This is a genomic window from Flavobacterium panacagri, assembly GCF_030378165.1.
GTDB classification, from domain to species: Bacteria; Bacteroidota; Bacteroidia; order Flavobacteriales; family Flavobacteriaceae; genus Flavobacterium; species Flavobacterium panacagri.
On record NZ_CP119766.1, the window covers coordinates 3,172,236 to 3,187,176 of the forward strand.

Annotated in this window: 13 protein-coding genes; 1 reads left to right on the plus strand and 12 read right to left on the minus strand. The window is 33.7% G+C overall.

Translation table 11 applies throughout. The annotated features are described in order from the left end of the window. Nucleotides 1-133 precede the first annotated feature (133 nt). The 5 genes from P2W65_RS14025 to P2W65_RS14045 all read right to left on the minus strand — a co-directional run bounded on the left by P2W65_RS14025 (nt 134) and on the right by P2W65_RS14045 (nt 6,337). Nucleotides 134-880, minus strand: a complete 747-nt coding sequence (locus P2W65_RS14025) for a lipid A phosphoethanolamine transferase (protein ID WP_289658207.1) — start codon at nt 878-880, stop codon at nt 134-136. Between the two features lie 66 nt (nt 881-946). Next, nucleotides 947-1,699 (minus strand): shikimate dehydrogenase family protein, encoded by a 753-nt coding sequence (locus tag P2W65_RS14030; RefSeq protein WP_289658209.1) that lies wholly within the window; start codon nt 1,697-1,699, stop codon nt 947-949. Between the two features lie 2 nt (nt 1,700-1,701). Beyond that, a complete protein-coding gene (locus tag P2W65_RS14035; RefSeq protein ID WP_091491100.1) occupies nt 1,702-3,096 on the minus strand; it encodes a tetratricopeptide repeat protein in 1,395 nt (464 codons plus the stop codon). Nucleotides 3,097-3,349: 253 nt separating this feature from the next. Continuing rightward, entirely contained in the window at nt 3,350-4,543 is a 1,194-nt protein-coding gene (locus tag P2W65_RS14040) for an aspartate aminotransferase family protein (protein ID WP_289658213.1), read from the minus strand. Nucleotides 4,544-4,654: 111 nt separating this feature from the next. Next, nucleotides 4,655-6,337, minus strand: coding sequence for an OstA-like protein (locus tag P2W65_RS14045; protein ID WP_289658215.1), 1,683 nt, complete (start codon nt 6,335-6,337; stop codon nt 4,655-4,657). A 288-nt stretch (nt 6,338-6,625) separates the two neighbouring features. On the opposite strand from P2W65_RS14045, the gene P2W65_RS14050 reads away from it, so the two are divergent. Then, on the plus strand, nt 6,626-8,494 hold the full coding sequence (locus P2W65_RS14050; protein WP_289658217.1) for an alpha-amylase family glycosyl hydrolase: 1,869 nt from the start codon (nt 6,626-6,628) through the stop codon (nt 8,492-8,494). Nucleotides 8,495-8,562: 68 nt separating this feature from the next. Here the strand turns inward: P2W65_RS14050 and P2W65_RS14055 are convergent, their stop codons facing one another. The 7 genes from P2W65_RS14055 to ftsH form a co-directional block, all read right to left on the minus strand. Beyond that, nucleotides 8,563-9,621, minus strand: a complete 1,059-nt coding sequence (locus P2W65_RS14055) for a glycoside hydrolase family 130 protein (protein WP_289658219.1) — start codon at nt 9,619-9,621, stop codon at nt 8,563-8,565. Between the two features lie 72 nt (nt 9,622-9,693). Next, a complete protein-coding gene (locus tag P2W65_RS14060; RefSeq protein ID WP_179003984.1) occupies nt 9,694-10,473 on the minus strand; it encodes a superoxide dismutase in 780 nt (259 codons plus the stop codon). Between the two features lie 7 nt (nt 10,474-10,480). Beyond that, nucleotides 10,481-10,750 carry an acyl-CoA-binding protein gene (locus tag P2W65_RS14065; RefSeq protein WP_179003983.1) on the minus strand — a complete coding sequence of 90 codons (270 nt, stop codon included), beginning with the start codon at nt 10,748-10,750 and terminating at the stop codon, nt 10,481-10,483. Then, nucleotides 10,751-11,404: a phosphatidylserine decarboxylase family protein gene (locus P2W65_RS14070; RefSeq protein ID WP_289658225.1), complete on the minus strand. Its 654-nt coding sequence runs from the start codon at nt 11,402-11,404 to the stop codon at nt 10,751-10,753. Continuing rightward, nucleotides 11,394-12,284, minus strand: coding sequence for a phosphatidate cytidylyltransferase (locus P2W65_RS14075; protein WP_289658227.1), 891 nt, complete (start codon nt 12,282-12,284; stop codon nt 11,394-11,396). The genes P2W65_RS14070 and P2W65_RS14075 overlap by 11 nt, the downstream gene beginning before the upstream one ends. Nucleotide 12,285: 1 nt before the next feature. Next, a complete protein-coding gene (locus P2W65_RS14080; RefSeq protein WP_289658229.1) occupies nt 12,286-12,891 on the minus strand; it encodes a lactate utilization protein B/C in 606 nt (201 codons plus the stop codon). 116 nt (nt 12,892-13,007) lie between these two features. Next, the gene (ftsH, locus tag P2W65_RS14085; protein WP_289658231.1) at nt 13,008-14,933 is read right to left on the minus strand and encodes an ATP-dependent zinc metalloprotease FtsH; all 1,926 of its coding nucleotides are present in this window, start codon (nt 14,931-14,933) and stop codon (nt 13,008-13,010) included. Between the last annotated feature and the right edge of the window lie 8 nt (nt 14,934-14,941).

Genomic DNA, 14,941 nt, shown 5'->3' on the forward strand with positions numbered 1-14,941 from the left:
ACTTATTAGCTGTTATGTTGAATAGCTTTTGATTGAATAACTGAGGTATCCATAAATTCAAAATCTGCATTCTTTTTTTGATTATTACTGTAAAAATATAAATTAGTAAGGTTCTATTGATTTTTTTCTTTGACTAGAAAAGAATCAAAACGCCCATTTCAATTCCAAAATTGTAGGTTCTGTTTGTACCAAATCCTGCACTGGGGTGTATGTAGATTAAATTTGTAGGTGTTATTTTTCTTCCGAATTCAACGAAAGCATTGTTTTGAAAACCTTCAATCATAGAATTATATCTAAAAGCGACATCTCCTGCGACCCAATTTTTTCCAAAAAAATGAAGAACAACATTTTCAAAGACGGTAACACTGATGTCGTTTCTATCATTTTGACCAGCAAAACTTCCTTGATATTCTAGAGTTGACAACCATAGAAATTTTTTCTCAAATAAATATTTCCCATAAACTACGGCAGGCATTGCTACCCATTTTCCAGTTCCAAAATTTGGATCTGCCGCAGTATTGGCATACACTCTTGCTCTTACTGCAATTCCATTTGTATTTTTCATGTAAGGAATATAGCTTATTCCCATACCAACGTCTCCAATTGCTGTTTTGTTTAAAGAATTGGTATTTGCAGAAATTAATGGAAGATCAAAACGTAAATTCCAAGCTTTATTTCCAATTGGAAGCAGAACACGTAATTGAGTAGTATTAAAAGAGCCGTTGTCGGTATCTAAATACTCATCAAAAAGAATTATGGTCTTTAGGAAATAATGGTAACGCGGCTCTGAGAAAGGACTTTGTAAGGTATCATTTTCTTGAGCAGAAAGGAGATTGTGAAATAAAAAAAATAAAATGCTAAATACTTGTATTTTTATCATAACCACCTGTTAATAAGTGATTTAAAAATACAAAAAATACATTAACATTTTATTTTTTACTTCTTTTTATTTGTTCCAGATTTTCCAAGCTTTTTCTGCCTGAAAAATCAGCATGTCGTGACCGTTTTTTATCACTGCACCTCTTTCTTTTGCCAATTTTAGAAAAGTAGTTTCGGCCGGATTGTAAATTAAGTCGTAAGCAATATGTTTTTCTGTAAAAAACTCATACGGCAAGTTTGGACAAGCGTCAATATTTGGGCTTGTTCCAACTGGCGTACAGTTAATTATGATTTGGAAATTATCAAAAGTAGTGGCATTGATCAAATCGTAATCGATAATATTTTCTTTGGCTTCTCTGGAAACAAAAGTATACGGAATACCCAATTCATCTAGAGCAAAAGCAACACCTTTAGAAGCACCGCCTGTTCCCAGAATAAGCGCTTTTTTATGATGTGGTTCTAAAAGCGGTTCTAAAGACTTTTTAAATCCGTAATAATCGGTATTGTAGCCTTTTAATTTGCCACTTTTAGTGAATTTTATAGTATTAACAGCACCAATTAAAGAAGCTTTTCGTGATAATTTATCTAAAAATGGAATAACTTGTTCTTTGTATGGAATAGTGACATTTAATCCTTTTAAATCTGGATTATTTTTAATTAATTCAGTGAAATAATTAATTTCTGAAATGTCAAAATTCTCATAGCTGTTACCAGCAAAAACTTCATTATTAAATTTTTCTGTAAAATAACCTTTTGAAAAAGAATAACTAATGTTACGCCCTAATAATCCAAAACGTCTTCTTAATAAAATATCAACCATTCTTATTTACGATGTTTTTCTATGTAATTTTTTACTGTTTTTTTTGACCAAACCACAGGAAATAAATCTTCAATTAAGATATAGTTATCAAAATTAAGACGTAAGCCATTGCTTAAGTGGAATTTAGCTTTTGTGGTGTCTTGAATCATAAAGTACAATCCAGCCAAACGATATTCGATTTCGTTTTCCTCAGGAAAATATTCCGACGCTTGTAACAAAGTCTGAATAGCACTTTCGAATTCTCCTAAAAACTGCAGAATATCAACCCAGTATAACCAAGTATCTAATGCATAATCTCCAAACTCAACCGCTTTTCTAAAACCGAATTCGGCTTCTTCAAAGAAATTCATGTGTTTGTTGATTGTTGCATATCTTTTCCAGTACAAACGATTCTGATTGTCAATTGCCAAAGCTTTATTGACAAAGAACAATGCTTTTTGATAGTTTTTCTGACGAAGGTGAAAATCTGTTATCGCAATCCATCCTTTATCTAAAAGAGGATCTTCATGAACAGTCTGGTTGTAGTATTGAATTGCTTTCGCTAAATTTCCTAGTTTCTCGTAACATTTTCCAATTCGAAGAAGAGCGTAAGATGTTGCGTCGTCCAGTTCTATTGTTCTGTTATAGCTTTCAATTGCTTCGTTGTATTTTTTCAGACGTTCATAGGCTTTCGCTTTTTCCATAAAAGCCCCTAAGAATTCGTCATCAATCAACGTTGCATAATCAAATGCTCGAATTGCATTTTCGTATTCTTTTACGCCATAATGAAGACGTCCAAGCTGATGCCATGCAATTTCACTGTACGGATTTCTGTTGATATATTCGTTAAGATATACAATAGCTTCCTGATTTTGATCTAAAAACTCAAAACAATACACTACGTTATAAAGCGCAGATTGATCTTCTAGGTCTTCTTCAAGACATTTGATAAAATTCTCTTTTGCCAGCTCGAGATTATCCATAAAAAGATATTCCATTCCAATTAAGTTATACACATCAGCATAATCGTCAGTGTACTGCAACGCGATTTTTAACAGTTCGACTGCTTTCTCGTGTTGATCTCTTTTGGAACAAATATTAGCTTTTTGGATGTAGATTTCCTCGTTGTTAGGTTCAATTGCGTACAGCTCGTTCAAAAGCTTTTCGGCCAGATCGAGTTTGTCATCATAAACCAGCATTTCTACTTGTACTAATTTTAAGCCTGTAGATTTTGGATGTTGGTCTAATGCAAGTTTTAAGGCCTTTTTTGCTAAATTAGCCTTACCTATATCTAAATAATGAAGAATGATTTCTTCGAATTCTTCAGAATCAAAAAAGAGTACTTTGTTCGTTTTTAACATCGACTCAAATTTGGATAGGGATAGGTTATAATCTTCTTCTTCGTTGCTTAATTGCATACTTCGTATATTTGAAATTAGCCTGATATAAATTTAGGCAACCATATAATTGCTGTAAGGATAAGAAATTAATTGTTTTGAACAATTTAATTAACAATATATGGCGTTTTTTATTCGATTTTGGGAAGAAATCTCTCTTGTTGTCAAGAGATTAGCTTCGATTTTGTCTATTTTCTATTAATGCTGAAAATGTCTTAATGAAATTAATTTCCAGATAAAACAATATTATTCTTTTGAAAAAATCTGAAGTTCTTTATTTAGTATTCTTTTTCATTATTTCATCCATTACTCCTAAAATGATAGAACAGCCTTCGCGAATTTCATCTTCTGAAATAGTAAGTGGAGGTGTAATTCGTATCGCACATCCTTCAAATAAAAGCCAGAATAATATCAATCCTTTGTCTTGACAATTTAGAATGACTTCGTTGGTAATTTCAGCAGATTCTGTCATCGCAGCCAGCATTAATCCTTTTCCTCTAACTTCTGTTATCAAAGGATGTACCAAAAGCGATCTGAAGAGTTTTTCCTTCTCCAGAGTTTCTGCTATTAAATTTGTTTCAGTTAATTCCTGCAAAGTAGCTAAACAGGCTGACGCAATGACAGGGTGACCACCAAAAGTGGTAATATGACCTAGTTTTGGATTTTCGGTTAAAAGATCCATTCTTTCTGCAGATGCGGTGAAAGCCCCAACAGGCATTCCGCCTCCCATTCCTTTACCCATTACTACGATGTCTGGAACGACATCATAATTCTGAAAACCAAATAGTTTTCCTGTTCTTCCAAAGCCTGGCTGGATTTCGTCGACAATCATTAAAGCACCCACTTCTTCGCAGCGTTTTTTGACTTTTTGAAGGAAGTTATTTTCGGGTTGAATAAAACCAGCACCGCCTTGAATAGTTTCTAAAAGAATGGCTGCTGTTCGAGTCGTTATTTTTTGTAAATCTTCTTCGTTATTGAAAGTGATAAAATCTACATCGGGAAGCAAAGGTCTAAATGCTTGTTTTCGTTCTTCAAACCCCATAACACTCATGGAACCCATAGTATTTCCATGATAGGCGTTATGACATGAAATTAGCTGACTTCTTCCAGTGGTTCTTTTGGCTAATTTTAGGGCTCCTTCAATAGCTTCTGTCCCCGAATTAACTAAATAAGTTTTATTAAGTGATTCAGGCAGAAGCGAAGCCATCATTTTGCAATATTGAACGGCTGGACTCTGCGAATATTCTCCATAAACCATTACATGAGAATATTTGTCCAATTGATCTTTTATCGCCTGATTTACTCTTGGATGCTGATGCCCAAGCGTGCAAGCTGAAACTCCGGCAACGAAATCTAAATATTTTTTATCGTTTGTGTCGTATATGTAAGAGCCAATAGCATGCGAAACTTCCATTCCGAGTGGGTAAGGAGAAGTTTGTGCTTGGTATTTTATAAAATCTGGATTCATTTTTTTTAAAGCTTCTAAGTTACTAAGATGCTGAGATGCTAAGTCAAGTCTCGGTTTTCGGTCTCAGTATTCAGTTGTTTAGGGACTGAAAACTGTGACTGCGACCGAAAACTATTTTTTCTTAGGTGTTATTGCAGGTTTTACAGCGGGTTTCTTCTTGTCGTAATCTAAAGTTTCCTTCCTGACTTTCATTGGGACATTTTTGCCTTTTTCTTCTTCCTCTTTCCCTTCTTTGATCAGTTTTTCATTCATTTCATTTTCTTCTGCGGTGAAAATATCGTCTTTGGACTTTATTCTTTCATCGCCCCGCCATATCATTCCTCTCAGCTTTCGTGCATTTTCAGGAAGTTCGTCTTCGGGGAACATATCACCATCCACATTGTTAAAAAGGGTAAGCGTTTCAATTTTATTATTTTCCAAAATCAAATTGATTTTACTGCTTACACTTTTATCAATTCCAACAAGTTCGTTTTGATCATTCCGGCTGTAATAAATAACTTCTGTATTTTTAATTATATCGACATCATGTAGTTTTCCATCCCGAAATTTTCCAAACAAATTGAGCCCCTTGACTTGATTATATCCGGCTCCGAGCGTATCTTTTGAGATGAGAAAAGTATTATTTAAAACTTTTAACGAATCTAATTTTCGGGTATTATTATCACCAATTAGATGCATGACATCACCAGTAATCTGATTTTCTGCATTCCAAAGAATCGGGTTTCCAATCAATTTAGTTAAGGCTATTTTAGAATCTGAATGTATGGAATCACATTTTCCGCTCATATCGATTTTAAAGAAACGAACATTTTTATAGGCTCTTAAAATTCTTTCGCCTTCTTTTCCAGTAACCATTAATTTTTGGCCATGAATATAAACTGAGTCATTTTCAACTAAGTTAATGGCAACGGCTCTTTTAGTGACAAACATAGAATCTTTTAACTTGAAAAGCTCTGCGTAATGTCCTTTTACAATTCCTTTGTTAATAGAATCCGTAATTTTGACATTTCGTGTCGCCGATGCAAATTCGGTATTTCGGTTATAAAATAAACTGTCTCCTTCTATACGCCGATCGTCATATTTGATATACGATTTTCGGAGAAAATGGGCTAAGTTTTTCTTTGTGTCGTAAAAACCTTTTTCGGTATAAATGTAATTTTCTTTACTTGTAATAGTAGAAGGCCCAAGCAGATAAGTATGACCTGAATTGCTGTAATAATCCAAATGATTTGACTTGATTACATATTTAGGATTGGTAATAACTACTTCTGTGAGAAACTGAAACTTCTTTTGTTCGGCATAATATCTTCCGGATTTGCTTACCAAAGTATTATCCTTGTTTACAATCGTTCCTTTGGTGTTATAGAAAGCTTCCTGAACATTTCTGTCAAAATTAATCGTGTCAGTGCGTAAAGTAGCATCAGGTGAAGTTAAAACGGCATCTCCTGTTGCAAAAGCTTTTTTTGCATTCCCGCTATACTCAGCGTATTTACTGTTTAAGAATAAAGTATCACCCTGTACTAATTGTACATTTCCAAAAGCTTTTAAATAATTCTCTTTTTGAAAAAAATAAGCTTTGTTGCAGGTAAGTACAACACCGTCATGATTTATTTTTACGTTTCCAGTTAGCAACAGAGCATCTGGTGCATTAACCTGATCTACATCAGAATAATCAGCATTCTCGATGACGATTGTTTTAGGAGTTTGTGCAGGTTTTTTTTTTGCTTGCGCGAAAGTGAATTGAACGCTTAAAAAAGACAGACAAATAAATATGAAAAAGAGTGATTTCTTCAACTGATTAAATTTTTGTCAAATTTATGAAAAAGGTTAGAACCTGTGGTGGATATTAGCATTAATTTATAATAAGTCATTAACAAGAAAATTGGAGTGAGAGTCATTATTTTATTTTTCAACAAAACCTTGAACTCTCACGTTGTAGTTGTGTTATTTTAGTTCGAAAACGATGTAAATGGAAAAGAAATGCTTTGATTTTTAAAAAATGAGTTATTTTTAGAGACTTGTTCTGATGCCTTTATTGAGGTGTTTAGAATTTAAAACGCTATATTTAGATTAACCCAATATATGATAAGCAAAAGATTAATTACAGCTGGAATTACATTAACTGTACTGTTTTCAGCATGTAAAACACAAGATTTAAAAATGAGTACAGCAAAAGAAGAGACTGCAGCAGAAAAGAAAGTAGTAGTTTATCAAGTTTTTACACGCCTTTTTGGAAATAAAAATCAAACCAATAAACCTTGGGGAACCATCGAAGAAAATGGAGTTGGAAAATTTAACGATTTTACAGATAAAGCACTTCACGAAATAAAAGATTTAGGTGTTACCTATATTTGGTATACTGGCGTACCTCATCATGCGCTGGTACGTGATTATACAGCGTATGGAATTTCAAATGATGATCCTGAAGTCGTAAAAGGAAGAGCAGGTTCTCCTTACGCCGTAAAAGATTATTACAATGTAAATCCCGATTTGGCTGTTGATCCAGCCAAACGTCTTGAAGAATTTGAAGCCTTAATAAAACGTACTCATAATGCAGGTTTAAAAGTAATTATTGATATTGTTCCCAATCATATTGCACGAAAATATGAAGGTAAATCCAATCCTGTTGGCGTAAAAGACTTTGGGGCAGATGATGATGTTTCGGTGGAATACAAAAGGGACAATAATTTCTACTATATACCAAGAGAACATTTTGAAATTCCTGATGGAGATATTCCATTAAACGGAGAAAAAAATCCGCTTGTTGATGGAAAATTTGATGAAAATCCTGCAAAATGGACAGGAAATGGTTCTCGTAAAGTAAAACCAGATCAAAACGATTGGTATGAAACTGTTAAAGTGAATTATGGCGTTCGTCCTGATGGCAGTAAAGACTTTCCAGAACTTCCAGCTGGATTTGATCAAAAATCGTACAAAGAACATTTTGCTTTTTGGCAGGAGAAAGACGTACCAGATTCTTGGAAAAAGTTTAGAGATATCGCTTTGTATTGGACAGCGAAAGGAGTCGACGGATTTCGCTATGATATGGCCGAAATGGTTCCTTATGAATTTTGGAGTTATATGAACTCTTCAATTAAAATGAAGAATCCAAATGCTTTTTTATTGGCAGAAGTTTATAATCCGAATGAATACCGCAATTACATCCGTTTAGGGAAAATGGATTATCTCTATGATAAAGTAGAAACTTACGATAAGCTGAAAGATATTATTCAGGGAAAATCTTCTCCAGATGAGTTAAATGATATTCAAAAAAGAATGACAGATATTGAACATCATATGCTTCATTTTTTGGATAATCATGACGAACAGCGTTTGGCTTCGCCAGAATTTGCAGGGAGTCCAGAAAGAGGAAAACCTTTAATGGTAGTTTCGGCAACATTGAGCACTTCGCCAACTATGATTTATTTTGGACAAGAAGTAGGGGAGGCTGGAAATGAAGATGCCGGTTTTGGTAAACGCTCCAGAACCTCTATTTTTGATTATATCGGTGTTCCAAATCATCAGCGTTGGATGAATGAAGGAAAGTTTGATGGAGGACAACTTTCTGAATCTGAAAAACAACTTCGTGATTTTTACAAACGTTTATTGAATTTTACAATCAACAGTAGTGCTTTGATGGGAAGCTTTGAAGAAATTCAATCTGCAAACCGTCAAAATACGAATTATGATGCGTTGTTGTATTCTTATGTTCGCTGGTCAGAAAAACAAAAACTAATTGTAATTGCTAATTTTTCTTCAGAAAAAGAAAGTGAATTTGAATTAAAAATACCTTCTTCTGTGATTTCAAAATGGAATCTAAAAGATGGTTCTTATGTGCTTGTAGATAAATTATATTCTGTCAGTAAAACTTATCTTAATGTGAAAAATGGTGAAGGTTTAGCACGAGTTAAAATAAAACCTTCTGAATCGTTTATTTATGAAGTAAATTAAATCAATATATTTTTTTAAACTAAAACTTGCTTGGAGACTTATTGTTAGATCTAAGCAAGTTTTTTGTTCTAAACTTCTTTTAAAAATGTGAGAATTTCTTTGATTGAAAACTGCGCTCCGCAGACAAATTCGTCAGAAGCGCCATAATAAACAGTCAGTGTATCACCGTCAGGTTCTATAATATGGCCATTTGTAAATACCACATTTCCGAAAAATCCGCTCAATTCATAATCTGTTGAGGGAAACATAATAGGAGCTTCGGTTCTTGAAATGACTTTGGCAGGATTTTCTAAATCTAAGAGAAAAGCGCCCAGACAATATTGATGAGCTTCATTTGCGCCATGATAAATCTCGAGCCAGCCTTTTTCTGTTTTAATAGGTGCTGCACCGGCGCCAACTCTTTTACTGTCCCAATTTCCTTTTCTGGTTTTAATAATACATTGATGATTTCCCCAATGAAGACCATCGGGAGATGAAGCAATCCAAATGTAATTTCCGCCAATATCTACACTGCTTGGACGGTGTAAGGCATAAAACAACCCATTTATTTTTTCTTCAAAAATAGCGCAGTCTTTATTATGAGGAGGGAAGATCAGTCCGTGTTTCTGGAAATTTTTCCAGTCGGTTGTCGTGCGTAAACCTACACCAACGCCATTGCTGGATACAGAAGTAAAAGTTAAATAATATTTTCCTTCAATAAGAGAGACACGGCAGTCTTCAATTCCGAAAGTTTCCAATATTCCTTCGCCTATTAAATAAGGATAGTTTTCAGGTTCATAGAAATGTTTTCCATCTTTGCTACACAGTAAGCGAATGTGTGATAAAGTGGTCAAGTAATCGATTCCTTGATAGTTAATTACTCTTGCGTCAGTTGCTGTAAGTTCGGGATGATCTTTTAGAATTTCTATGATTTCGATTAAACCATTTTCTGTAAGTATTGGAAAAGAAATACTATTTTCAGCTTGTTTTGGTCTCTCAGCAACTCTTACGGCCAGCCAGATTTTGTTTTCAAATTGAAATACACCGGGATTTAAAAGACAGGTAATCTCTAATCCTTCTCTGCTTGGAGGTAAATCTGATGGCGATAATAAAGGGTTTTCTAAAAAACGATTTGCAATATCTTTCATGTTATTCGTGTTTAGAGTTACCCTTAAGGTATAAAAAAAAGCTGATACTTTGTTTGGTATCAGCTTTTTGTTTTATACTTTTTTGACCTTTTTAAGCGCTTCTACATAATATTCGTTCACTTTTTCCCAATTAATATGGTCATAAAAAGCGTCAATATAACTTCCCTTTCTGTTTTGATAATCCAGATAATACGCATGTTCCCAAAGATCAATTCCTAAAATTGGTGTTCCTGGAATCAGAGCATTTTTCATTAAAGGATTATCTTGGTCTTGTGTCGTGGTAATCTGTAATTTTCCATAACGATCTACTACTAACCAAACCCATCCCGAACCGAATTGTTTCTCAGATTGTGCTTTAAATTGATTGGTTAGGTTGTTAAAAGAACCAAACTCTTTATTAATAGACCCTGAAAGCGTATCTTTTGGAGTTTGCTCTTTTGGAGTTAAAATATTAAAATAAAGTGTGTGATTGTAATAGCCTCCAGCGTTTTGACGAAGTTTAGCGTTATTTAAATCCATCTTTTTTAAAATATCCTCAATTGGCATATTTTCAAATTCTGTAGAAACAATTTCTTTATTGAAATTGTTTGTGTACGAAAGATAGTGTTTAGAATAATGCGTTTCCATGGTCAGTGATCTTATTGCAGGAGAAAGACCATCATAAGCAAAAGGCAGTTTGGTCATTTCAAAAGAACCGGGATCAGCTTTAACTTCATTAGGTGAGCCTATAGTGATTTTCTCTTCTTTTGTTGGAAGGGGAACCTCAACTACTTCTGTCAGCTTGTCTTCTTTACAGGAAAATAATAGTAAAAATGAAGCTAAAGCAGTAAAAAGAACAACGTTTTTCTTCATAATGTTTTTATTTTGATGTTAATGAATTAATGATCTCAATGTAATTTTCTTTCGCTTCGTCTACAGATATATGACTAATCTGCATCCAAGCATTGGTTTTGAAAGCATCTCTCAGATCAAAATTTTCAGATTGATTGTAGACCGCAGTTCCAAAAGTAGCCTGTTTATAAAACGCGTAAAGCCTTAACTGCACATCTTGTGGCAGTGAAGCCTGAGTCATTGTCATAGCAATTTCTACAGCTTCAGCAAAACGAATATCTAAATCTTTATCAGCCATTTATGCCTTTGTAGCAATAATTGTTTTTCCGCCAATCGCTTTTTGGTTTAATTCAACGTTGATTGGTGTACCTAAAGGTAAAAATAAATCTACTCTTGATCCAAATTTAATAAAACCAGCATCTGTTCCTTGAACAACCTGCATTCCTTCTTTAGCATAATTTACAATTCTACGGGCTAGTGCACCAGCAATTTGTCTGTATAAAATAGCGCCAAAAGTTTCGTTTTCAATAACAACTGTAGTTCTTTCATTTTCTTCACTAGCTTTTGGATGCCAAGCTACAAGGAATTTTCCAGGGTGGTATTTGCTGAATTTAATGATACCATCCATTGCGTAACGCGTTACGTGTACATTGATTGGCGACATAAAAATTGAAACCTGCAAACGTTTATCTTTAAAATATTCTCCTTCATAAACTTCCTCGATAACCACAACTTTTCCATCAACAGGAGCCAGAATATGATCACTGTTTCTAATTGCAATTCTTTTAGGGTTTCTAAAGAATTGTAAAATAATGATCAGAATTACAAGCGCTGCAATTTGAACAAGCATTCTAAGCCAATTGATATCTATAAATCTTTCAGCAATTAAAAGTACAGCTACAGTAAATACAGTACCTAGTAAAATGGACGGGCCTCCTTCTTTATGAAACATAATATAAAATTTGATAAAATAAAAATATAATGGGTGCTACAAATATAACACTATCTAATCGATCTAAGATACCTCCATGTCCAGGCATTATCGAACCGCTGTCTTTTACACCTGCAATTCTTTTAAATTTGGACTCAATCAAATCTCCAATAGTGCCAAAAACACTAACAATTAAAGCAATGATTGTCCAAATTAAAATAGACATATTGCTAAACTCAGGTTTAGGTTGAATGTAAAATTTAGAGATTAAAAATCCTGCTAAAGCAGCAAAAACTACACCGCCAAGAAAACCTTCAACTGTTTTTTTAGGAGAAACACGTTCAAATAATTTATGCTTTCCCATTGATTTCCCAACCAAATAAGCAAAAGTATCATTGGTCCAGATTAAAACAAATAATCCAATGATGATTTTCGGATTGTAATCGTTTGTTCCAAATGAGATTTTAACAATAAATATAAATGGAAGTGTAATGTATCCTAATAAATAGAGGTATTTAGAAGAAGTGCTTATCTTTTGAACAGAGTCATAAAATAAGAATATGATGCATTTAATAGAAACCACAATTGTAATCGCAAGAAGAATTAGATCCAGCTGTTTAATATTGGTTTCTAAACTTATGTTTGTGTTAAATGAATCGTTAAGGTATTTAGTTGTTTGTTTATTATAATGGCTTACAAGAATTGTAGAGGTATAAATCACTAAACCAAAGAGTATGGAAAATACTTTGTTTAGATTTACAATATTCGAAAATTCGTAAATTGTAATGATTAGGAAAACACCAAAAAGGACAATGAAGCTTTCAGTTGAAAACAGTATCGAACTAAGTAATAGAGCGATATAAACAGCACCAGAAATGGTTCTCTTCAGTGTTTCGTTCATCTTAAAGGTCTTCTAAAAGCAATAAATAAAGATTTTTAGCAACACTTCCGTATTGCGTAAAGTCTTCTTCTTTTGCTTTTTCGAAATATTTTATTGTAGTGATGTTAGTAGGTATGTCTCTGTCGTACTTACGCTTTATAGCACTTAAACCATCACTCTTCATTGGAAGAATCTGACTTGTTGTAGCTATAATAACAATATTCGCAGGTAATTCGTTTGGTTTATTTTGTCGAATTTGTTTAGATGAAAATAGAATAGAACCTTCGTCTGCTATTAGATTTTCACAGCTTGCTAATAAGAATTTAGGTTTAGAAGGTGCAATGTAAAATAGTTTATTTTCGTCTAATAAACCAAATAGAGCAGGTTCATAGCATAAAACTTCTTGTTCAAACCAGTCATTTTCTTCTAAAATGTTTTCAAACTGTTCAGTAACCTCACTTTTGTTTTCACAGTACAAGAATTTACCTCCATTTTTCTTAAAATTGAAAATAAATTGTTCGTCTAAAGATAAATGACTGTTTTGGGCAGAGGTGCCTGCATATTCGCTTTCGTTCTCTTCATCAGAAGGGGCTTCACTCGAGCCAAATATTTTTTTGAAAAAATTCATTTTTTATATGAAATGCTTTACATGTTAGTTGAAAACGTTCAAAGATAAAAAAATCTTAATTCAAAAGGCTATTTTGAATTAAGATTTTAAAAAATTATTACGTTTTTCGTAATTATTTATGAAACTACTTCTTCTAGATTTTTATCAAAAGTTCGTTTTCCAAATATGTTTTCTAAGTCATCTTTAAAGATTACTTCTTTTTCAATCAGAATATCAGCAAGTTGGTTTAACTTGTCTTTGTTTTCTTCTAATATATGAATCGCTCTCTGGTATTGTCCTTCGATTAATTCTGAAATTTCAGCGTCAATGATTTTTGCTGTTTCATCAGAATATGGTTTAGAGAAGTTATACTCGCTTTGTCCAGTTGAGTCGTAGTAAGTAACGTTTCCAATTTTATCGTTCAATCCGTAAATTGTTACCATTGCACGAGCTTGACGTGTTACTTTTTCTAAATCGCTCAAAGCACCAGTAGAAATTCTGTCAAAAGTTACTTTTTCAGCAGCTCTTCCGCCCATTGTAGCACACATTTCGTCTAACATTTGATCTGTTCTCACGATTTGTCTTTCTTCTGGTAAATACCAAGCAGCACCTAAACTCTGTCCACGAGGAACGATAGTTACTTTAATAAGAGGTGCAGCGTGCTCTAACATCCAGCTTACAGTAGCGTGACCAGCTTCGTGAATTGCAATTGCTCTTTTCTCTTCGGGAGTGATGATTTTGTTTTTCTTTTCAAGACCACCAATAATTCTATCTACAGCATCAAGGAAATCTTGTCTGTCTACAGCTGGTTTGTTGTTACGAGCAGCAATAAGTGCAGCTTCATTACAAACGTTAGCGATATCAGCACCAGAGAAACCAGGAGTTTGTTTTGCTAAGAAATCTAAGTCAAGACCTTCTACTTTTTTGATAGGAGCTAAGTGAACTTTAAAAATTTCAGCTCTTTCTCTAATGTCTGGTAAGTCTACAAAAATTTGTCTGTCAAAACGTCCAGCACGCATTAAAGCTTTGTCTAAAACATCGGCTCTGTTGGTTGCAGCCAGAACAATTACGTTTGAGTTTGTACCAAAACCATCCATTTCTGTTAGTAATTGGTTCAAAGTGTTTTCTCTTTCGTCATTTCCGCCAGACATATTACTTTTTCCTCTCGCTCTACCAACAGCATCAATCTCGTCAATGAAAATGATAGCAGGAGATTTTTCTTTGGCTTGTTTGAACAAATCACGTACACGTGAAGCACCAACTCCAACAAACATCTCTACGAAATCAGAACCTGATAAAGAGAAGAAAGGTACTTGAGCTTCACCAGCAACCGCTTTTGCCAATAAAGTTTTACCAGTTCCCGGAGGTCCTACCAATAAGGCTCCTTTTGGAATTTTACCTCCAAGGTTTGTATATTTTTCTGGATTTTTAAGGAATTCAACAATTTCTTGAATTTCTTCTTTAGCACCTTCTAGACCAGCTACATCTTTAAATGTGGTTTTAATGTCTGTTTTCTCATCAAACAATTTTGCTTTAGATTTTCCAATATTGAAAATCTGTCCACCTCCGCCAGCGCCTCCGCCAGACATTTTACGCATGATGAAAATCCATACACCCACAATGATGATGATAGGAAGTAAGCTGATTAAAATATCGCTCCAGTTATTTTTTTGAAGGAAATTAAAATCTTTTAGTTTTCCTTCATTAACTGCTTTTTCTAGTTTCGTCTGAAAAATTTGATCATTACCAATTTCCAAAGTATAATGTGGACCTTTGTTTGGTTGTTTGAAAATATCTTCGGCAACTTTTTTATTCGCTGGATCTTTAAGAGCAGCGGCATTTAAATATACTTCAGCTTCAGCCTTATTGTACACAATAACTTTATCAATCTGGCCTTTTTCTAATAAGGTGTTGAATTTAGAAGAAGTTAATTGTGCAGGCTCGCTTAAGCTAGATCCTCCTGTAGCAAAACTTATAAATAAAAAAACTAAAAGTATTGCGGTGTATATTAACCAAGGACTTATTTTAAATTTATTCGGATTTGGATTATTATCTTTAGCCATTTAGTGAA